The sequence below is a fragment of the Cohnella pontilimi genome, from assembly GCF_005049045.1.
GTDB lineage: Bacteria > Bacillota > Bacilli > Paenibacillales > Paenibacillaceae > Cohnella > Cohnella pontilimi.
Genome location: NZ_SUPK01000005.1, coordinates 247,466 through 268,046 on the forward strand (window position 1 = coordinate 247,466; position 20,581 = coordinate 268,046).

Here is a 20,581-nt window from a genome sequence, read left to right on the forward strand (position 1 = left end):
CACATGGAACAAATCGCAACCTTAACGTGGAGCGATGCCTGGTACCTCGCCCCGGAAATTACGCTGTCCGCTTTTGCAGTCGTGTTGGCTTTGCTTGATCTATTCGCGCCGAAGAGCTGGAACCGCAATTTCGTCGGCTGGCTGGCGATTGTCGGGCTCGCGGCCGCGGCAGGCTTCGTCGCGTGGCTCATGCTGGATTTCCAACATGCCGGGGATAACCCGCAGGTGCATGAACTGCTCGGCGGCAGTTATCGTGTAGACGATTTCGGAAATTTGCTCAAGCTGTTGTTTTTAGGATCATCCGCGTTTATCGTGCTGGCCTCGCTCGGTTCGGTACGTACGGCGGATGTTCCGATTAAAGGCGAATTTTATTATTTGATGCTGCCGGCTGCATTGGGTGCGATGGTTATGGCTTCCTCCGGCGATCTGATCACGTTGTTCGTCGGATTGGAACTGCTGAGCATCACCACTTATATTCTCGTCGGCTCGCGCAAACGAAGCGGTGTATCCAGCGAAGCGGCATTCAAGTATCTGGTCACAGGGGGTGTCGCGTCCGCATTTATTCTGTACGGGATGTCGTTCTTATACGGGATTGCGGGCACGACCAACGTGGGGTTGATCAGAGAGCATCTCGGCCCGATGGTAACGGATTATCGCGCGCTCATGTATGTGTCCTTTTTCCTCATGATCGCCGGTTTTGCGATGAAAGTCGCGCTCGCGCCGTTCCATGCTTGGGCGGCCGATGTGTATCAAGGCGCACCGACGCCGGTCACGTCGTTTTTGGCAGTCGTCTCCAAAGGTGCGGCGTTCGCGATGCTTTATCGCATTTTCATGAACATCGTCATCTTCATCCAGGACGATCCCAGGGTTCACGATGACCTGTACCTCGCCCTTGCCGTACCGGCTGCGGCGGCTATGATCGTCGGCACGGCCGGCGCCTTGCGCCAGCAAAACCTGAAACGCCTTCTTGCGCTGTCCGGCGTGGCGAACGCGGGGATTCTGATGATCCCGCTCGCACTTCAAGTGACGCTGCTGCACGCTTCGGCATTTTCGGAATTCTTTTACTACCTGCTGGCTTACGCATTCATGAATATAGGGGCGTTCGCGGTCCTTACCGTGGTGTCACGACATTCGGGGAATGAGTCGTTGTCCGCCTTCGCCGGCCTGTACCATCGCGCACCTTGGACGGCCGCGGCCATGACCGTGCTTCTGTGTTCGCTTGCGGGACTGCCGGTAACCGGCGGCTTTTTCGGTAAATTGTTCATCCTGTTTGGAACCGTCCAGACTCGAGCCTATTGGCTGGCGGCCATTCTGCTCGTGACCACTGTCGTTTCCTATGCGGTTTACTTTGGTATCATTCGTCAAATGTATCTGAGAAGCGGAGACGAAGACGGGGGATTGCGGATTCCCGGACCCGCGGCAGCGGCCATCTGGATTTCCGTAGCCGCCACATTGGCGCTCGGATTTTTTCCGAAGCCGGTGCTGGGCTGGATCGACTCGTTCTTCGCGGTGCGTGTCGATTTTTGGGTATCTTGATCGTCGGTGTTTTTCTGCCCTTTCCATCGTGCTTGCAGCGCGGCGGGAAGGGCTTTTTCATGTATTCCCCCGAATTTGGAGCTCACCGGAAATAAGTAAGTTGACGACAAAAGAGTGAGACCAAAGGCCCTATTTTTCGAACAAAGAAGGGAATTGCTGTCGAAACTCGAAGAAATTATAAATGAAATGTCAAAAGCGCGATTCAAGCGGGGGACGATTGGGTAAATAGGATTTTTTCCCTACCCTTCCCGCGAAGAATGCGCCGGCCACGGAATCCCGCAAATCGGGTTGTTAAAGTCTTTCGGCATTCCGCCGCATGGAAGACTGAACGATCGGGGAGATCTCGACTTTGATGGGTGCAGCGGTGCAGGGGTTGTTGTATTTCTTCCTTAGCCGCTGATCGCATAAAGATGAGATCAGGGTTCTTAGCGATGAATCGCCGCGCGCCAACATTTTCATACTTCGCCTGCTTGAGATATTGGAGCTCATTAAGCTTGGCGAAGCGGCTATCTGTGACATGATTTTCAGGTGCTTGGCTTGTTACCGCCACCGAGTAGCGAGACCATCGAATGAATCGTTCGGGCAGCCGTTGCAGTCGGAAAAGAAAATTGGATTTTCGAATGTCCGTTTCACTCGGCTTTCTGACGAAAGTCGGACTCGACCCGGATCCATTCGGAATGGTGTGCATGACGCAGTGAATCTAAGTCCTCGCCGGCGGAATAGGGGACAGCTCAACCACGGCATTTTTTACACGGTTGGAGAGGAGCGGGCGGAGTCACAAGCGCATGTGTCGGACACAGGATTTAAGGCAGTTCAGCTTTATGGCGTCAAAGGGGTAAAGGTCTAGCCCCTGAATGCGAAGGAAATCTACGGAGTCCGGTGGCGGACATCGAAGACAGCAACAGCACTTTATTACCTCGCCAAAGTCGAACCAAACCAGCAGCTCTTGCATACGCTCATTGCCGGCTCGATTTGGCGCAACCCCGATCGTTGCGAACGCGAACACGAATCCAGCAGGAGAAAAGTGACGAAGGGGATTCATACTCCGCGTTCATAACGCGGTTCATGCCGCACCGTGCCTTAGCCGGGACGCAAAAGGCGGCCATGGAATATATTACCCATTATGCAGGAAGAATCGTACGCGATCGCAGCAAAACGAAACAGTTGGTTTCGCTTGATGATTTGAGGTTAATCGTGAATTGACGGTTTCAATCGACCCATTCACACACTTCGGAATGTCTCCCGGTCGGACGGGCGGTACAAGTCCAAGCGGGAAATTCCTCGTCCAAGGGCGATTGAGTGGTACCGGCGGCCCGCATCCTTCGGGCCAAATAAATATGGTTGCAAGGGCCCAATCGGTTGAATGTCAGGGGGCTTTCAAGTAATGAGTGAACTTGCCTGGAACGGTTTATTCTCGATTTTCGTGACGCTGGGCTGCATTGCTTTGTCATGGGTGCTGCTGCAGGAAGTGCGGTTTGACCGATTGATGCAGCACTCCCGCAGTCCCCGCGCACGTATGCTGCAACTTCTGATTGCCGTCATTTTGGGCCATTTGGCGGCGAAATTCGTACTCGATTACTGGCAGTGGGCCGGTTCGGTGAAGTGGCTTTTCCGGTCCAGTTGAAGAGCAAATGTTAGAATAACGGTGTGTCGGAATGAAAACAATGGGTAATAGGGTGGAGAAGCGGCCATTAAGTCCCATTTGGACGAATATCATCGATATAGCATGAAAAACCCGGGAAAAAATCGGGAAAAGTTGGTTCTTGTGCCATCCGAGTTACCGATGGTAAGATGAAATTTGAGTTTTTCGGGGTTGGGCTTTCTTGGAGAACGGCTTCGGAATGATTTATTAACGCGCGGAGGGAACCACCCATGAGCAAAATCATCGTCCGCGGAGGACGTCCCCTGCAGGGAGTCGTCCGTGTCCACGGCGCCAAAAATTCCGTCCTTCCGATCCTGGCTGCCGCCTTGCTGGCGGAAGAAGGATCATGCGTCATTCATGACGTGCCCGCCCTGGACGATGTCAACAACATACTGCAGGTACTTACGGTTCTCGGCGTTCAAGCGGAGCGCGGCGACAATTTTGTCGAGCTGCAGTCCGGCAAGCTTGTTTCGTACGAGGCTCCATATGAACTGGTCCGGAAAATGAGGGCTTCCTTTTTGGTCATGGGACCCTTGTTGGCACGTCTGGGCAAAGTGAGAATTTCCCTGCCCGGCGGATGCGCAATCGGGACGCGTCCCATCGATCAGCATCTCAAAGGGTTTGAAGCGATGGGAGCCGAAATTGGATTCGGTCAAGGCGCCATCGAAGCGACCGTGAACGGCAAGCTTCGCGGAGCGAGAATATATCTGGATATTGCCAGCGTCGGCGCCACGGAAAACATCATGATGGCGGCGGCAACGGCCGACGGTACGACTCTGATCGAGAATGCGGCCAAAGAACCGGAAATCGTCGACTTGGCCAATTTCCTCAATGCGATGGGAGCCAAGGTCCGCGGTGCGGGCACAGGTGTCATTCGCATCGAAGGCGTGGAGCGCTTGCACGGTGTGGAGCACCATGTGATTCCCGATCGGGTGGAAGCCGGTACTTACATGATCGCGGCTGCCATCACAGGCGGTGACGTCTATGTGGAAGGCGCGATTCGAGACCATCTGGGCCCGGTTGTGGCAAAGATGGAAGAAATGGGCGTAGTCATTGACGCCGATGAGAACGGCATTCGCGTGCGGGTAGACCGTCCTCTCCGTGCGGTTGATCTTAAGACGCTTCCTTATCCTGGCTTCCCGACCGACATGCAGGCCCAAATGATGGCTTTGCTGCTGAAGGCGGAAGGCACGAGCATTGTAACCGAAACCGTGTTCGAAAACCGGTATATGCATGTACCGGAACTCGCGAAAATGGGCGCCGAAATTAAAGTCGACGGCCGCACTGCGGTTGTGTCGGGCAATGCCCGGTTGACCGGAGCCAATGTGTGCTCGACGGACCTGCGCGCCGGCGCTGCCTTGATCTGTGCGGCATTGGCGGCAGATGGTGCAACTGAAGTCACCGGTCTGCATCATATTGACCGCGGGTATGTAGACATCGTCGGTAAGCTCGCGGCGCTTGGCGCCGACATTTTGCGCGCGCCGTCTCCGGAAGAAGTTCTCGCCGAAGCCGAGCACGCCCAAATGCCGCCTGTCGTGGCATTGCCTGCAAAAGACCGCGCGGGTTCGGAAGTTCCAATCCTCAAAGTTCAACCCACGCTGGCTTAATCAGCGGACGTCCTTATACTGTTCATATGTCTAAAGGTGCCTCGTTTGGGGCATCTTTTTTATATGCGCGGACGGTGGTAGGATGCGAGTCTCTTCTGCGTGCGCGCATACTCTCGAAGCACTGACGATTGAAAGCCGCTGAGACTAGCTTACATTTGCGCCCCCCTGAGATACCAACGCTTGAAAGTCAATGAGACTAGCTTACACTTGCGTACCCCCGAGACACCGACGATTGAAAGTCAATGAGACTAGCTTACACTTGCGTACCTGCGAGACACCGACGATTGAAAGTCACTGAGACTAGCATACACTTGCGTACTTCCGAAACATCGACGCTTGAAAGTCACTGAGACTAGCTTAGAGATGCGTAGCCCGAGACACCGACGGTTGAAAGTCACTGAAACTAGCTTAGAGATGCGTACCCGCGAGACACCGACGATTGAAAGTCACTGAGACTAGCTTAGAGATGCGTACCTCCGAGACACCGACGCTTGAAAGTCAATGAGACTAGCTTACACTTGCGTACCTCCGAAACATCGACGCTTGAATGTCAATTAGACTAGCTTAGAGATGCGTAGCCCGAGACACCGACGGTTGAAAGTCACTGAGACTAGCTTAGAGCTGCTTACCCCCGAGACACCAATGTTTGAAAGCCACCGAGACTAGCTTAGAGTTGCGTACCCCCGAGACACCGACGATTGAAAGTCACTGAGACTAGCTTACACTTGCGTACTTCCGAAACATCGAAGCTTGAATGTCAATGAGACTAGCTTAGAGCTGCTTACCCCCGAGGCACCAACGTTTGTAAGTCACTGAGACTAGCTAAGAGAAGCGTACCCCCGAGACACCAACGTTGGAACGCCACTGAGACTAACTTTGCTCTACGCAATTATCCGGAATTCTTGCGATTATAGTCAGGATTCAGTCGATATAACTTAATTCTCTTCTGACCAGAACCAGCTGGTAACAAATAGCCCTTATTCAATAAGCTGTGCAAGTGAGCGGTTGCTGTCGCCCTATGCCAACCTAATTCACGTGCTACTTTTGAAGGGGACAGGGGTGCGCCGTGGGTGCGCATGAGTTTAAGAATCGCCAAATCGATCGGGTTGCTAGCTTCGATGGATTCCTGTTGTTCCAGTCCCCACTTTCCCAGCGCCTGAAGCAACAACTGTTGGCAGCTTCGGGGGTTCTCTTTAATGTCGTCCAGCGAGAAGCGCAGGACTAGCCAGCCGTCTATCACCAGGTGGTTTTGCCGGGTCAGATGATCGGCAAATTGCTTGCGGTCAAGATCGCGGCAATGGGTGTTGTATGCGTCGATTTCGATACAAATCTTCAGTCCTTTCAGAAAAAAGGCAAAGTCCAGAAACCGGGTGCCGTCTTTGAAGTCCCGAACCTCAAACTCAGGATGCAAATTTGCTAAACTCTGGACTGCCGGCCACCAAACTAACATTAGAAAGAGCTTCTCAGAGTATCCAAGTCCGTTTAGTAACCTCCGCTTACGCTCCCCTTTGCATGTTTTCAGATGCTGTGACAGCCAACGACTGAAAATTTCATCAAATATTTTGCTCATTTGTGCGACCTCCTTAAAATAAAAACGCCGCCTGCCCGGGATCCCGGAACAGACGGCGTGTTCTTCACGACCTTGTCTTGGGTTCATAATAATGGGAAAAATGGAATATGGCAAGAGGGTATTGTGAAAATGTCTACAGCATCCGTAAATAACGGAGTGATCGCCTGCTGCATGTGTTCAACTGTTAGCCAGTCTCAATAACTAACGATCGCAGACTTCGGCAGGTTCTGTCGCTGTAAGTCAGTCACATTGACTAACGGATATAGACCATCGCGGGGTAGTCGGTTGTTAGTCAGTCTCACTGGCTAACGATAGCAGACTTTCGCGAGGCAGGCTGTTGTTAGTCAGTCTCACTGATTAACGTTCGCAGACTTTCGCGAGACAAGCTTTTGTTAGTCAGTCTCACTGACTATCGTAGCAGGCTTTCGCGAGTAAGACGGCTGATAGTCACCATCCCCTCTACCAATCTAGGTTCTAACTCTATCGCCATTTGCGTAGGATGTCTTGAGCGGCATAAGGACAGGCCGATGAAGACGAACAGGATGCGGAGGAAGCGATGGAATGGGCTAAAAGATTGGAATGGGCCGGGTTTACCGCCGGTATTGTGCTGGCGTTGATCCTGTGGAGCAATTTGCATACAGCGAATCGCACAGAGACAGCACAATTAATGGCCGCATCAAGCGAAGACTTGGAGACATGGGCGCAACCAGCAGCCAACGTAAAATCGGACAAGTCTCAGAGCAGCTCTGAAAATAACGTCATCCGCACAAACGCCGGGCCAGCGAGCAATAGAGGAGGCGAAAGCGATAACAGCCTCAATAGCAACCCTAATAGCAACCCCAATAGCAACCGCGACAGCCCCCACAACACTGCCGACAAAGACGATATCCCCATCCGCGTGTATTTGACGGAGCAGCGCCGCGTAGAAACGGTACCGCTGGAAGATTACATACGCGGAGTGGTCGCGGCCGAAATGCCGCCGAGCTTCCATCCCGCGGCGCTTGAGGCGCAGGCGATGGCCGCGCGCACTTACATCATGCGGCGCCTGCTCGAGCATGACCGCACTAACATACCCGTCCAAGACGCAGATGTTACTGATACTGTTACTCACCAAGCCTACCGGTCGCTCGAACAGATGAACCGGCTGCGGGACGAGAACGGGCAGGCTTGGCGCAAAGCCGATGAAGCGGCAAGGAACACACGTGGAAAGATTATCACGTACGATGGCAAGCCGATTGAGGCGCTTTATTTTTCCGCAAGCAACGGCTACACGGAAAATTCGGAAAACGTATTTCCATTCGCTCTGCCCTATCTTCGATCCGTAACGAGTCCATGGGACCGGCCGATCAACCTCCCAGGCGCTGCCCAAACAACCCAAATGCCGCTAAAAGAGTTTTACGAGAAGCTGGGCATAGACGCCATCTCCGCCTCAGCCCGGCTCAACAATTCTCCGAAAATGAAAGTCACCGGATGGACGGACGGCAGACGAATCAAATCTCTCACCGTGATCGACCGGACGTTCACGGGGCAGGAATTCCGGGAGCGTCTCGGCCTGCGTTCTACTTCCTTCACCTGGCGAGTGAAGGACGGCACCATCTCCTTCACGACCTACGGAAACGGGCATGGAGTCGGCATGAGTCAGTGGGGGGCGGAAGGAATGGCGCAGGACGGGCATACGGCGGAACAAATCCTGAAATACTATTACAAAGGCACGCAAATCACCGAAGTTTCGAAACTTGTACCCTCACTTTAAGAGTCCCCTTAACCCGATCTACACTATAAAAATTGCAATCTTTCAACAAGATCAGGTATAAAACCCCATCACCTGGTAAGAATGGCTTATTGAGGTGATGGAAAAATGAATAACGAAGGAAACAAAACGACACGCAAGTTCGAAGAGTCTTCCAAAACCGCTGCGGGATCGATGTCCGCCGCCAAGCCTTCCGGATGGAAAAAGCTGCTCTCCAAACGCTGGGTATTCCCTGCAGCTTACATGGCCGCGGCAGCAATCATCGTAACGATCCTCTGGCTCAATGCGGGTAACCAGGGGAAAGGTTCGCAGCAAGACGTGTCAAGTGTTAACAGCGGGGTAGAGACAAACGGAAAATCGAGTCCCGAGTCTAAGCCCGTCGCGGTTAACGGAGAAACTCTCCAATGGCCGGTAGCCAAGTTCGAATCGTTCAAGACGGAAATGGCCTTCTACGACGAAAATGCTTCGGAAGATCAACGCCAGGCGGCAATGGTCGAATACGACAACAAGTTTATGCCTCACACGGGCGTCGACCTCGCCAAAAACGGAAAAGACTTCGAAGTGCTGGCGGCCCTAAGCGGTAAAGTCACTTATGCGCAAGAAACTCCGACCAACGGGTATGAAGTGCATATCCAGCATGCCAATGACATCGAAACCGTCTACCAGAGCTTGAAAGACCTGCAAGTAAAAGTCGGCGACGAAGTCAAACAGGGCGATGCGATAGCGAAAGCCGGCACCAGCCAGCTCGAAGCGGGCGAAGGCACGCACGTCCACTTCGAAGTGTGGACCAACGGCGAACCCGTGAATCCCCGCGACATGATCAAAGCCCAATAATATTCGCTTCAATAACAACCCGGAGCCCATACTCTGCCGACAGGCAGGGAGTGGGCTCCCGTTCTATCTTGTCCATTTCTCATAGTCGACATAGGCCTAAAGATATGTGATAATCAAAAATAGGAAAAAAATACTATGTTTCAACGTATCCGTCGTTGGGTACAAATCAAGTTATCCAAAACGGCGCGGAAGGGCAGCGAATCTTATGAGAGAAGTGCCCATCACCCACCTGGTCAGCGGTGACGTACTATCCCGTCCGGTCTACGCACGGAGCGGGGCCGTCATGCTGGAAGCCGGAACAGTGCTAACCGAAGCTTACATTAACCGGTTGAAGCTGCTAAACATTCAACGGGTATTTTTGCGTCTGAAGAGAACTCCGTTGCAAGAACCGGAGTGGGTCATGCCGGACATCAATAGTATCAAGAATGATGAAAACGCTCGCATGGACGCTGTACAGACAGCCGTCGGATTTGCGGAATCGCCGGGAAGATTGGAGAGCATCTCGCCGCCGATCGCTATCGATAAATTCAGAGACTTGTATCGCGATCTAATAGGAGAAATCGTCTCCAACCGGCAGTTTGCGGAGGAAATGGGTGTGATGCTCCGAACGGATCCGCTTCTGTTCCGGCAGGCGCTTCAAGTATCCATGTATGCGGGCATCATCGGCACGGCCAAAAACTTCGACTCCGCACAAATGTACGAGTTGACGCTCGGAGCCCTGTTTTCGGACATCGGCATGACGCGGCTTCCGACGGATCTCATCAAGCTGGGCCGGGAGCTTACGGAGGCCGAACGGCTCATGGTTCGCCGACATACAACGGAAGGATACCGGATATTGACCAAGATCAAGGGCATGCCGCTGGAATCCGCCAAAGTGGCACTTCAGCATCATGAACGCTATCGCGGAGAAGGATATCCTTTCGGCCTCACCCAAAAAGAAATATCCGAATTTGCCCAAATTGTAGGCCTCTCCGATGTCTATAACGCGCTGATCTCCCCCCGTCACTACCGAAAGGCGTATGCGCCGGAAGAGGCTACGGAGTATTTGTTCGCTTCGGGGAACTACGAATTCGAATTGTCGTTGATTCAAACGTTTCTGCGGCATCATCGGGTGTATCCGGCCTCGACGGTCGTGCAGCTCAGCAACGGGCAAACGGCATACGTGGTGGACACGATGAACCGGCCCTTGCTGAGACCGGTCGTGCAGATTATCCGGGAGGCGGACGGCTCCGCAGTTCCTTCGCCGTATCTTGTCGACTTGGAAAAAGAGCCTTACTTGGCCATTCTGCGCCGGATCGGCGACGTTTAAAAGAATAAAACGGGTTCCCGTAAGACGGATGGATGTTGCCATCCGTCTTTTTTCATGGGGCCAAAGGCGCACTCGCGTCCCTGAACAAAGAATAAGTGACCGCGCCCCTCATATAATGTACCAATCTATTTCAGCAGGGAGGCGGGAGCGTGCACGACTACATCAAGGAGCGCACCATCAAGATCGGCAGGTGCATTGTGGAAACGCGAAATACGGTGCGAACGATTGCCAAAGAATTCGGCGTCTCCAAGAGCACGGTGCATAAAGACTTGACCGAACGTCTGCCGGAAATCAATCCGGATTTGGCCGACCAGGTAAAGCACATCCTGGAATACCATAAGTCGATCCGGCACCTGAGGGGAGGAGAAGCGACCAAAATCAAATACAAGAAGACGACGGTGAAAAAAAGAGAAGTCATGACGGCGGGTAAAGCGTAATTTCCCTCATTTTGTCGAACCAAGAAGGAATTTTTGGAATTGCGGCGAATTAAAATAAACTAATGTTTAAAATTTGATAATCGGGCATCGCCAGCTTTATTCGACACCGGGTGCGACGCCGAAACCGCCATTATACATTCCAGCAGGGTGAGGGAGTCTTAGGCTCATGTTAAGCAAAGATATCGGAATCGATCTCGGCACGGCGAACGTATCTATCCACGTCAAAGGCAAAGGAGTGGTCCTTGACGAACCTTCGGTCGTCGCCATCGAAAGCGACACCCGGAAGGTGTTGGCGGTAGGCGAAGACGCCCGCCGCATGGTGGGCCGCACGCCGGGCAATATTGTGGCGATCCGCCCGCTTAAAGACGGGGTCATCGCGGACTTCGAAGTAACGGACATGATGCTGAAGGCCTTCATCGCGCGTGTAGGCGGGAGGAACTGGTACAGCCGACCGCGCATTCTCATCTGTGCGCCGAGCAACATTACATCGGTCGAGCAGAAGGCGATCCGCGAAGCGGCCGAGAGAAGCGGCGCCAAAGAAGTCTTCATGGAAGAAGAAGCGAAAGCCGCAGCTATCGGAGCCGGAATGGACATTTTCCAGCCGAGCGGCAATATGGTCATCGATATTGGCGGAGGAACGACGGATGTAGCCGTCCTATCCATGGGCGACGTCGTAACCGCCTCTTCTCTTAAAGTCGCGGGGGACAAGTTCGACTCCGCGATCATGAAATACATAAAGAACAAATATAAGCTTCTGATCGGGGAACGCACGGCGGAGGACATCAAAATCAAAATCGGTACGGTGTACCATCAAGGCCGGCGCGATGAGTTGGATATCCGCGGCCGGGACATGGTCTCGGGTCTCCCGCAAACGGTCAATATCAACTCGGATGAAGTACGCGAAGCGCTTTGGGAGCCAGTATCCTCGATTGTGTCTTCGGCCAAATCGGTGCTGGAGCGTACGCCGCCCGAACTGTCCGCTGACATCATCGACCGCGGGATTATCCTGACCGGAGGAGGCGCATTGCTGGACGGACTGGACGCGCTTCTGGTCGAGGAGCTCAAAGTTCCGGTGCTGATTGCGGAAGATCCGATGCATTGCGTAGTGAAAGGAACCGGCATCATGCTGGATCATTTGGATAGAATTCAACGGAATCAGCGGAAAATGGGCTAAGCGTGACGGCGGGCATACAACTGCAGCCGGAATGAGCAAGGAGGAACCGACAGCATGTTAAGAGGATTATATACGGCCGCCGGCGGCATGATGGCCCAGCAGCGAAGACACGACACCGTTACGAACAATATCGCCAATCTCAATACGCCCGGCTTTAAGGCGAATAACGCCATCAACCGTTCTTTTCCCGATATGCTTATCGCCGCTGTTGGCGGAGAGAATACCCGGGAGGGCAGAGTCGGCACCTTATCGACCGGCGTGTTCGCAGAGGAAAACATGCTGTCTATGGGGCAAGGCGACATTCGGCAAACTTTTCGCCCGCAGGATATGGCGCTTATCTCGGATCTTGAATTACGGACCCCGATTCCCGGCGCGGTATTGGACGGCTCGGGCAAATATATAGATGCGACAACCGGACTTCCGGTCACGGATGCGAACGGCAACGCGATTTTTCAGCCACAGGCTTTCTTTACGGTAAATACGCCACAAGGCGAACGATATACCCGTGACGGCAGTTTCCAAACAGCGGCTGACGGCACCTTGTTAACGGCAGGCGGTTCCGAGGTGCTGGACGTGAACGGTCAGCGGATCGTCATCAACGGAAGCTGGGACGATATCGCCGTCACCTCCGACGGTTCATTGATTGACAAGACGACGGGGCAGGCTCTCCCTAACAATCCCCGGCTTCGGCTGACGAGGGTGGAGAACCCGAACGACCTGATCCGCGAAGGCAACGGCCTGTTCCGTTATGACGGCGCGCAAGGCGGGATCGGGTTACTGCAGGCCGGCGACAGAGCCGAAGTACGCCAAGGATTTTTGGAGCGCTCGAACGTGGATGCCGCACAGTCAGCCGTCGACCTGATGGCGGCACTTCGAGCCTATGAAGCCAATCAGAAAGTTATTCAATTTTATGACCGCAGTTTGGACAAAGCCGTGAACGAAATCGGCAAAGTATAAACCGAGAGGAAGAGGTGGGTTTTAACCTATGAATAACTCGATGATCGCCGCCTCCGCCTCTATGGGCGCCTTACAGCGCAGATTGGATATTCTTGCGGATAATATCGCGAATGTGAACACGGTTGGCTATAAACGCAAAACTGCCGTATTCGAAGATCTGCTCACCAACATGCAGCCCCACGAGCCGGACTTCCGGCTTCCCGGCCGCCAGACGCCGATGGGCTTTACGCAAGGCTGGGGAGCCAAACTGGCCTCGATTCAATTGGACCTGTCGCAAGGCACCCTGCTGCCTACCGGGAATATGAACGACGTGGCGCTGGAAGGCAACGGGCTGTTCGAGATCGGGATGCCGGACGGAAGCCGGGCATATACCCGCCACGGTCCGTTTCAGTTGGTTCCGGACGGTGCCGGCGGGGATCAGAAGCTGGTGACGGCAGCCGGTTACTCCGTTCTGGATGACGCCGGCGGCGAAATTATCGTGCCGGCCGGAAGGACATTGAACATTGCGCCGGAAGGAACGCTCACCGCGGTTAACGCGGACGGTTCGGATCCGCAGACGATCGGCAGAATGAGTCTCTATACGGTTGAGAAACCGGAACTCGTACGCCAGATCGGTGACAACCTGTATGGGATCGACGCCGACATGCTTCAGTCAGGCGTTGTGCGGCCGGTGACCACCGGCGTTGCGGTTCGCCAAGGCTTCACCGAGCAATCGAACGTTGATATGACGGAAGAGATGGCTGACTTGATGATGGTGCAGCGCGCTTATCAGCTGAGCGCCCGGGCGCTTTCTTCCGGCGAGCAGATGCTGGGCATGGCGAATAATCTTCGGGGATGATACGATAGACAGGTAGTTACCGAACGTTATCGCCCGTCCTGGGCATTTGGTAAAAGGAGACGAAAGCATCATGACCGCATCGCCCCGTCCCACGAATCCACCCGAGAACTCCGGCGGAAGGACAGCAGGACGCATTTTGTGGCTGACCGTCAAACTGCTCGTCGTTCCGGCACTGTGCCTAATCGCACTGGTCTTCGGATTGGCCGTCGGATACGCCGTCCTCGGAGGAAGACCGGTCTCGGAAGTGTTTGAGTTGAACACCTGGAAGCACATTTACGACCTTGTATTCGCAGAAAGCTGAACGACCCTGCGAACGATCGGCTTGACTGCTCCCCGCCCCATGGACGGGGAGTTTTCAATTTAACGGGGAGAGCGTTATAATAATGAGGATATTGACGGAAACGGGGGAGCAGCCGGGATGAATTTGCCGAATATCATGACCATGACCCGGTTTGTTTTCATCCCGTTTTTTATCATTTTGTACGCATACGGCCATTCCGTGGCGGCATTGGTCGTGGTGCTGTTCGCGGGATTGACGGATATTTTGGACGGTTATATCGCGCGTCGAAGCGGACAAGTCACCTTGACCGGCATCATGCTCGATCCGCTGGCGGACAAGCTGATGATGCTGGCTATCGTGATTTCTCTTGTGGCGGGCGGGGAGATTCCTTGGGCGGCGGCAGGGGTCATGGCGTTCCGGGAAATCGGGATGATTGCCAGTTCGGCGATTTTTCATTTCCGCGGCATGAAAACGGTACCCGCCAACTTGCTCGGCAAAGCGACGACCGTCGTTTATTACGCGGCCATCATGCTGCTCCTGCTCGATCTCCCGGGCGGAGTGGAGGTTCTCTGGGCCGCCATTCTGCTTTCGTTCTTGACGAGCGGCATCTACTTCTTGCAGTTCCGTCATTTAAACCGCGTCTAACTTCATAAATCCGCAAACAAAAGAGCCCGCGCCCTGCCTCGATTTTTCGATGTACGGCAGCGAGCTCTCTTATATCAACCTTAGCGACTGCAGTTCGCATAAGGGGACATTCCTAGTATTTGCAGGGAGAGGCCCGCTTATGCGCTTCCAGCCGCAATAAAATGGAGGAAACCCAAATGCTCGATATCAATCAGATTATGGACGTCATTCCGCACCGCCCGCCTTTTTTGCTCGTGGATAAAATTTTGGAAGTCGAACCGGGCAAACGTGCCGTCGGGCTCAAAAACGTGACGATGAACGAGCCGTTTTTTGTCGGACATTTTCCGGGATATCCGGTCATGCCCGGCGTACTGATTGTCGAAGCGCTGGCGCAAGTCGGCTCGGTCGCCATGCTGATGGTGGAAGAAAACCGCGGCAAACTGGGCTTTTTCGCGGGCATCGACGAATTCCGCTTCCGGGGTCAGGTGAAGCCGGGAGACACACTTACGCTGGAAGTCGAAATCACCCGGCTGAAAGGTCCGATCGGAAAAGGAAAAGCCACCGCGAGAGTCGGCGACACAGTCGTAGCAGAGGGTGAGCTCATGTTTGCGTTATCCGACGCGAATAAGGGTTAATTAAACATAGCCGATGATGCTTGCTTGCTAATTTGACCCCTATATTTAAAGAGTAGTAACATATAATATAGGTTTATGATACGATATGTATCTCTAGTGTAAAGGGGCGAATCTAAGGCGTCGGTCAACTATTGAAGCGGAAGGAAGAGGTGCGTGAACATGCAGAAAACACAAACACCGCAGGAAGTATATGAGGCTTGGCTGCAGGATCCGGGCCTTGACGAAGCGACCAAGGAAGAGCTGCGCAGCATAGCCGGCCAGTCCTCGGAAATTGAGGACCGGTTTTACCGGGAGCTCGAATTCGGCACCGGCGGCTTGAGAGGCGTGATGGGCGCGGGGACGAACCGGATGAACCGGTATGTGATCGGCAAGGCCACTCAAGGCTTCGCCGAATATCTTCTCCGGCAGTCCGATAAGCCTTCCGTGGTGATCGCGCACGATTCCCGGCGAAATTCCGACGTGTTTTCTCTGGAGGCGGCATGCGTGCTTGCGGCCAACGGCATCAAAACCTATCTGTTCCGTTCCTTGCGGCCGACGCCGCAGCTGTCGTTCGCGGTTCGCGATTTGGGCGCAGCCGGCGGCATCGTGATTACGGCGAGCCACAATCCGCCGGAATATAACGGCTATAAGGTGTACGCCGCGGACGGCTGCCAGCTTGTGCCTCATCAAGCGGAGCAGGTCATCGAGAGCATTCGCGGGGTGACCTCTTTCGACGCGGTCCAACGCATCTCCCAAGCGGAGGCGGAAGCGAAGGAGCTGCTCGTCTGGCTCGGCGACGAGGACGATCAGCGGTTCGTGGACGCGGTCACCGCGCAAGTAGTGCAGCCGGATTTGTTTCAGCGCGGGGCCGGAAAAGCACTTTCCGTCGTCTATACACCGCTTCACGGCGCAGGCAACCTGCCGGTTCGCCGGGTGCTGGAGCAAGCCGGCTTCGGCAAGGTTCATGTCGTCTGGGAACAGGAGCAGCCGAACGGGGAATTCCCCACGGTCAAATCTCCGAACCCGGAAGAGCACGAAGCGTTCACGCTGGCGATCCAGCTGGCCGACCAGTTCGGAGCCGACATCATCATCGGCACGGATCCCGACTGTGACCGGATGGGTGCGGTGGTCAAGAACGATCAAGGCGAATATGTGGTACTGTCCGGCAACCAAGCCGGCGCGATTATGGTCCATTATCTGCTATCGAATCTTCAAGAACAGGGCAAACTACCTTCTAACGCAGCTGTCGTGAAAACGATCGTGACGAGCGAGATGGGCGCGGATATCGCCGCATCCTATGGCTGCGAAGTTTTTAATACGTTGACGGGCTTCAAATATATCGGCGAAAAAATGACCGAGTTCGAAAAGACGGGCTCTCACCGCTTCCTGTTCGGTTACGAGGAGAGCTACGGTTATTTGACCGGCACGTATGCGCGCGACAAAGACGCCGTGGTGGCCTCACTGCTTATTTGTGAGGCGGCGGCTTATTATAAGTCTCTCGGCAAAACGCTGTACGACGTGCTCCTGGAGCTGTACCGCAAATACGGAACGTATTTGGAGAAGCTGGAGTCCCGTACGCTCAAGGGCAAGGACGGCGTCAAGAAAATCGGCGCGATCATGGCCGACTGGCGTTCCAACCCGCCGGCTGAAGTGACGGGCGTTCAAGTGGTGCGTGTGCTGGATTATGAACAAGGTCTGGACGGCCTCCCTTCCGAGAACGTGCTGAAATTCATGCTCGCGGACGGCTCGTGGTTCTGCCTCCGGCCATCCGGTACGGAGCCGAAAATCAAAGTGTATTTCGCCGTTCGCGGGGAGGACTTGGAAGCTGCGAACGCGGCGCTAACGCGGCTCGTGAGCTCCGTGATGGGGCGCGTGGATGCGTTGGCGTGATTCGCGGTGAGTGTTAGTTAGAGAGAGTAACTAACGAATGCGCGTGGCGGTAACGGTGTCGGTTGTTAGTCAGTTTCAGTGACTTAGGTCTGTGAGCCTAACAGAAATTACCGACCGACGTCACGCAGGAATCTTGAGATTTGTGCGGAAATTGTAGTGTAGTATCTAATAGTGCCGAATAAACACGAACGAGCGGCAGAGATGCCGCTCGTTTTGTGGGCGAAAACCGGAAAAAGTGCCGCTTCACCGCCTGAACGGGCGACGACAGCCCCACATCATTTTTTCCAGGACATAAGGAGTGACGGTTGTGCCCCAATGGGTGAACAAACTAAATCGCAAATTGACAGTGTGGCTGTGGTGGCTCGTGCTGATTGGTGTCGTGGCCGCGCTGCCGGTCATGTACGCCAGATCCCAAACGGAAGCTTCCGCTGACCGGACGGCCCTTGTCATTGACTATAGAGACGTGCTCCAAGCCAGCGCGGCGCAAGGGAACCCCGAGCCATTCATGACGGAGCAGCTGGACCGGCTCAAGAAAGCCGGCGTCAATGGAGCGATTGTGTACGAAAGCACGCTCGAGGAGCTCACGTGGTCGCGGGAGGCGGCGGTTTACGACGCGCAAGGCGCCGCGGCGCTGCAGGGAAAACCACCGGAGCCGGGAGATAACAACACCTACGTTTTATTTTTGAAGCCTGAGCATGTGTCGGAGCTGAAACCGATCATCCAGTCGGCGTTCGCGCGCCACGGCGCGGAAGTGACGGACTGGTCGATCGAGGGACAACAGGGCGTGGTCATTCACATGGGCTATGCCGATGCGATGATGCGTCCGATGATGCCCAATCCGATCGAGATGCAGAAGCTGAAGGACGCGGGGCTTTGGATCGTTCCGCGGGTTTCGGACCGGTTCGACACGTTTGATGCAAAGGAAATGAACAATTGGCTCAAAACGTTCAAGCAATACGGCGTGGACCGCGTGACGTTCGACGGAGAGGCAGTACCCGGATTCAGCATATCTGCCCCGGGCAAAAGGCAACTGAGCGGCGTTCTGCAGTTTGCACAAGTATTGAATCAGAACGGCATCGGCATCGCGGCGTTCGAGAACCTGAAGACCGCGCAAAAAGGTGTCGAAAAGCTGGCGAACTACGTGGACTACAACATCATCCGCGCCCATTCCGTCACGGACGGGGAGATGGCCATCATCAAGGCGACGGAGCTGCGGGACCGGATTTTGCTTGCGGTCAAGGACCGCAACATCCGGATGGTGTTCTTGAACGCGATGCCGACCAAAGATCCGATCAAAGGCAAAGTGACCTTTCCGATCGATACGATCGTGACGGCGTTGGCCGGTTCCGACAAGGATGCTTCGGACGGTTCGGGCGGCGCGGTTGCGGATTTGCACCATTTCGGATTTGAGATCGGTGTGCCTCAGGCGTTTACCGTGCACCACGCTCCGGCGGAAACCGTATTGCGCGCGCTGGCGATGCTTGGCGCGATTGCGATGGTTGCGACCGTCGCGGGCATGTTCCTGCCGTCGCTGATCAGTCTCGTGTTCGTTGCCGGCGTGGTTGGCGGGGCCGGCCTGTATGTGCTGCGTCCGACGCTGATGGTGCAAGCGCTGGCTCTGTTCGTGGCGATTGCGGCTCCGACGGCCGCTGTGATTTTGCTCGTTCGCAGGCTGAGAGCTACGCGTGGCGAATCGCTCGGCGTCGGCCGGCGGTTAGGCTCGGCCGTGCTGCTGTATATTCGCACTGCGATTCTGTCGATGGCTGCCATTCCGATGGTCGTCGCGATGCTGAACCATATTTCGTACAGCTATGTGCTGCAGCAGTTCCGCGGCGTCAGCCTGCTGCATTTGGGGCCGATCGCGCTGGTGGCGGCTTATGTGTTCCTGTATGGTTCGGGCAACACCGTGACGGAAAACGCGCGTAACATTCTCCGCATGCCGCTTACCGTTGTTTGGGTGGTCGGGTTTGTCGTACTCGCAGGCGCAGGCTATTACTATTTGACGAGAACGGGGAATGCCGGCAACGTATCCAGCGTGGAATTGGCTTTCCGTTCCATACTCGAAAACACATTCGGCGTTCGGCCGAGAACGAAAGAATTTTTGCTGGGGCATCCGTTTATGCTGCTGGGCATTTTCCTGGCGCTGCGCTATCGCTGGGCCACCGTGCTGCTGGTGGCCGGGACGATTGGGCAGCTGTCGATGGTCGACACGTTCGCGCATATTCATACTCCGCTCATCCTTTCGATTTCGCGCATTTTGCTCGGCCTCGGTCTTGGTCTGTTGATCGGGTTCGTTCTGATCGCGATTTATCAAGCGGCCGATAAGCTGCGGAAACGGGGGATGCCGGCGTGAGTCGGGATTCTGGCGTGGTGCGTCTCGTGCTGTCCGGGTATTACGGTTTTCGGAATAGCGGGGACGAAGCGGTATTAAAAAGTATTTTGACGGCGCTCGAGCAGGCGGGGCGCGAGCGGGGAGTTCAGGTAGAGCCCGTCGTGCTGTCGGCCGATCCGGAATGGACAAGCCGTCAGTATGGCGTGGAATCGGTGCCCCGCATGAAGCTGGCGAAAGTAAGGAACGCTTTACGTAACAGCGACGGCCTGATCAGCGGCGGAGGAAGCTTGCTGCAGGACGCGACGGGGCTCGGCTCCATCCCGTATTATCTCGGGATTATGGAAATGGCGCGTTGGAGCGGGAAGCCGACGTTCGTGTATGCGCAGGGGATCGGTCCGGTGCAGCGCGGCATATTCAAGTGGCCGATTGCACGGGCGTTCCGCAAGGCTGCGTACGTGTCGGTGCGCGACGAGGAATCGGCGGCGCTGCTGCGCCGGTTCGGCGTGCCGGAGGCGCGCATCGATGTGGTGCCCGACCCGGTGATGGGCTTGCCGCTTGCGGACGCCGCGGATTCGGGTGGCGCCGATGGTTCGGACGCGCGACCGGTGGTCGGCGTGTCCGTCAGGTTTTGGCGCGGCGACCGTGCGGACCTGGACCGCGTGGCGGCCGCGCTCGCGATGCTGGCCGGACGGCGGAGCGTCCGGCTGCGCTTTTTGCCGTTCCATCACGGCCCGGACGAGGATGCGTCCCGGTACGTGATGGAACGGCTCTCCGCCGGCGCCGCTGCGTCCGGCGGAGAGCCTGTGTGCGAACTTGCGCCCGCACACGAGGATCCGCAGGCGATGCTGCGCGAGGTGAGCCGATGCCGGCTGCTGGTCGGAATGCGGCTGCACTCGCTCATCTACGCCGCGAACCGCGAGGTGCCGCTGCTCGGCCTCTCGTATGATCCGAAGATCGACCAATTTCTGAACCGGCTGGGTGAGACCGCGGTCGGTTCCACGGAATCGCTCGATCCGGGCGATTTCGCCCAGCGGGCCGCAACCCTGCTCGACAATCCTCAAGAATGGCGAACCCGTGCTTCTTCCGCCATCGAGCGTTTGAAGAACGAGGCGGTTCGCCCGGCGAAACAAATTTTGGATTATTTACGTTAACAAAAGTAATCCGTTATCGGGAAGGTGACGTTGTTG

The 20,581-nt window shown here is 55.2% G+C and carries 17 protein-coding genes; 16 read left to right on the top strand and 1 reads right to left on the bottom strand.

The annotated features are described in order from the left end of the window. Positions 1-3 precede the first annotated feature (3 nt). The 3 genes from E5161_RS11950 to murA all read left to right on the top strand — a co-directional run bounded on the left by E5161_RS11950 (position 4) and on the right by murA (position 4,785). Entirely contained in the window at positions 4-1,536 is a 1,533-nt protein-coding gene (locus tag E5161_RS11950; protein ID WP_136778044.1) for an NADH-quinone oxidoreductase subunit N, read from the top strand. A 1,384-nt stretch (positions 1,537-2,920) separates the two neighbouring features. Continuing rightward, positions 2,921-3,160: a DUF1146 family protein gene (locus E5161_RS11955; protein ID WP_136778045.1), complete on the top strand. Its 240-nt coding sequence runs from the start codon at positions 2,921-2,923 to the stop codon at positions 3,158-3,160. A 248-nt stretch (positions 3,161-3,408) separates the two neighbouring features. Then, the gene (gene murA, locus E5161_RS11960; protein WP_136778046.1) at positions 3,409-4,785 is read left to right on the top strand and encodes a UDP-N-acetylglucosamine 1-carboxyvinyltransferase; all 1,377 of its coding nucleotides are present in this window, start codon (positions 3,409-3,411) and stop codon (positions 4,783-4,785) included. 889 nt (positions 4,786-5,674) lie between these two features. Here the strand turns inward: murA and E5161_RS11965 are convergent. After that, complete coding sequence (locus E5161_RS11965) at positions 5,675-6,355, bottom strand: helix-turn-helix domain-containing protein (RefSeq protein WP_169306676.1); 681 nt, start codon at positions 6,353-6,355, stop codon at positions 5,675-5,677. A 556-nt stretch (positions 6,356-6,911) separates the two neighbouring features. Between E5161_RS11965 and spoIID the strand changes: the two genes are divergently transcribed. The 13 genes from spoIID (at position 6,912) to csaB (ending at position 20,545) form a co-directional block, all read left to right on the top strand. Then, a complete protein-coding gene (spoIID, locus tag E5161_RS11970) occupies positions 6,912-8,108 on the top strand; it encodes a stage II sporulation protein D (RefSeq protein WP_136778048.1) in 1,197 nt (398 codons plus the stop codon). A 105-nt stretch (positions 8,109-8,213) separates the two neighbouring features. Next, positions 8,214-8,939, top strand: coding sequence for a M23 family metallopeptidase (locus E5161_RS11975; protein WP_246042196.1), 726 nt, complete (start codon positions 8,214-8,216; stop codon positions 8,937-8,939). A gap of 205 nt (positions 8,940-9,144) precedes the next feature. Continuing rightward, positions 9,145-10,248, top strand: coding sequence for an HD-GYP domain-containing protein (locus E5161_RS11980; RefSeq protein WP_136778049.1), 1,104 nt, complete (start codon positions 9,145-9,147; stop codon positions 10,246-10,248). A 149-nt stretch (positions 10,249-10,397) separates the two neighbouring features. Further along, on the top strand, positions 10,398-10,685 hold the full coding sequence (gene spoIIID, locus E5161_RS11985) for a sporulation transcriptional regulator SpoIIID (RefSeq protein WP_094047597.1): 288 nt from the start codon (positions 10,398-10,400) through the stop codon (positions 10,683-10,685). Positions 10,686-10,851: 166 nt separating this feature from the next. Next, on the top strand, positions 10,852-11,859 hold the full coding sequence (gene mreB, locus E5161_RS11990) for a rod shape-determining protein MreB (RefSeq protein WP_136778050.1): 1,008 nt from the start codon (positions 10,852-10,854) through the stop codon (positions 11,857-11,859). A gap of 54 nt (positions 11,860-11,913) precedes the next feature. Beyond that, positions 11,914-12,816 carry a flagellar hook-basal body protein gene (locus tag E5161_RS11995; RefSeq protein WP_136778051.1) on the top strand — a complete coding sequence of 301 codons (903 nt, stop codon included), beginning with the start codon at positions 11,914-11,916 and terminating at the stop codon, positions 12,814-12,816. Between the two features lie 28 nt (positions 12,817-12,844). Further along, positions 12,845-13,654: a flagellar hook-basal body protein gene (locus tag E5161_RS12000; protein ID WP_136778052.1), complete on the top strand. Its 810-nt coding sequence runs from the start codon at positions 12,845-12,847 to the stop codon at positions 13,652-13,654. A 70-nt stretch (positions 13,655-13,724) separates the two neighbouring features. Beyond that, positions 13,725-13,955, top strand: a complete 231-nt coding sequence (locus E5161_RS12005; protein WP_136778053.1) for a DNA-directed RNA polymerase subunit beta — start codon at positions 13,725-13,727, stop codon at positions 13,953-13,955. Between the two features lie 117 nt (positions 13,956-14,072). Next, positions 14,073-14,579, top strand: coding sequence for a CDP-alcohol phosphatidyltransferase family protein (locus E5161_RS12010; protein ID WP_136778054.1), 507 nt, complete (start codon positions 14,073-14,075; stop codon positions 14,577-14,579). 176 nt (positions 14,580-14,755) lie between these two features. Then, the gene (gene fabZ / locus E5161_RS12015; protein WP_425456511.1) at positions 14,756-15,193 is read left to right on the top strand and encodes a 3-hydroxyacyl-ACP dehydratase FabZ; all 438 of its coding nucleotides are present in this window, start codon (positions 14,756-14,758) and stop codon (positions 15,191-15,193) included. A gap of 159 nt (positions 15,194-15,352) precedes the next feature. Beyond that, positions 15,353-17,062, top strand: a complete 1,710-nt coding sequence (locus E5161_RS12020) for a phospho-sugar mutase (protein ID WP_136778055.1) — start codon at positions 15,353-15,355, stop codon at positions 17,060-17,062. A gap of 307 nt (positions 17,063-17,369) precedes the next feature. Further along, entirely contained in the window at positions 17,370-19,415 is a 2,046-nt protein-coding gene (locus E5161_RS12025; RefSeq protein WP_136778056.1) for a DUF5693 family protein, read from the top strand. Next, on the top strand, positions 19,412-20,545 hold the full coding sequence (gene csaB, locus E5161_RS12030; protein WP_136778057.1) for a polysaccharide pyruvyl transferase CsaB: 1,134 nt from the start codon (positions 19,412-19,414) through the stop codon (positions 20,543-20,545). Before E5161_RS12025 ends, csaB begins: the two co-directional genes overlap by 4 nt. Positions 20,546-20,581: the final 36 nt, after the last annotated feature.

Excerpts from the sequence above, each read along its gene's own strand:
- E5161_RS11965 (WP_169306676.1), bottom strand. The coding sequence starts at position 6,355 with ATGAGCAAAATATTTGATGAAATTTTCAGTCGTTGGCTGTCACAGCAT.
- E5161_RS12005 (WP_136778053.1), top strand. The coding sequence starts at position 13,725 with ATGACCGCATCGCCCCGTCCCACGAATCCACCCGAGAACTCCGGCGGA.
- fabZ (WP_425456511.1), top strand. The coding sequence starts at position 14,756 with ATGCTCGATATCAATCAGATTATGGACGTCATTCCGCACCGCCCGCCT.
- E5161_RS11980 (WP_136778049.1), top strand. The coding sequence starts at position 9,145 with ATGAGAGAAGTGCCCATCACCCACCTGGTCAGCGGTGACGTACTATCC.
- E5161_RS12000 (WP_136778052.1), top strand. The coding sequence starts at position 12,845 with ATGAATAACTCGATGATCGCCGCCTCCGCCTCTATGGGCGCCTTACAG.
- spoIID (WP_136778048.1), top strand. The coding sequence starts at position 6,912 with ATGGAATGGGCTAAAAGATTGGAATGGGCCGGGTTTACCGCCGGTATT.
- E5161_RS11950 (WP_136778044.1), top strand. The coding sequence starts at position 4 with ATGGAACAAATCGCAACCTTAACGTGGAGCGATGCCTGGTACCTCGCC.
- E5161_RS11955 (WP_136778045.1), top strand. The coding sequence starts at position 2,921 with ATGAGTGAACTTGCCTGGAACGGTTTATTCTCGATTTTCGTGACGCTG.
- E5161_RS11995 (WP_136778051.1), top strand. The coding sequence starts at position 11,914 with ATGTTAAGAGGATTATATACGGCCGCCGGCGGCATGATGGCCCAGCAG.
- E5161_RS12020 (WP_136778055.1), top strand. The coding sequence starts at position 15,353 with ATGCAGAAAACACAAACACCGCAGGAAGTATATGAGGCTTGGCTGCAG.
- E5161_RS12010 (WP_136778054.1), top strand. The coding sequence starts at position 14,073 with ATGAATTTGCCGAATATCATGACCATGACCCGGTTTGTTTTCATCCCG.
- E5161_RS11975 (WP_246042196.1), top strand. The coding sequence starts at position 8,214 with ATGAATAACGAAGGAAACAAAACGACACGCAAGTTCGAAGAGTCTTCC.
- murA (WP_136778046.1), top strand. The coding sequence starts at position 3,409 with ATGAGCAAAATCATCGTCCGCGGAGGACGTCCCCTGCAGGGAGTCGTC.
- mreB (WP_136778050.1), top strand. The coding sequence starts at position 10,852 with ATGTTAAGCAAAGATATCGGAATCGATCTCGGCACGGCGAACGTATCT.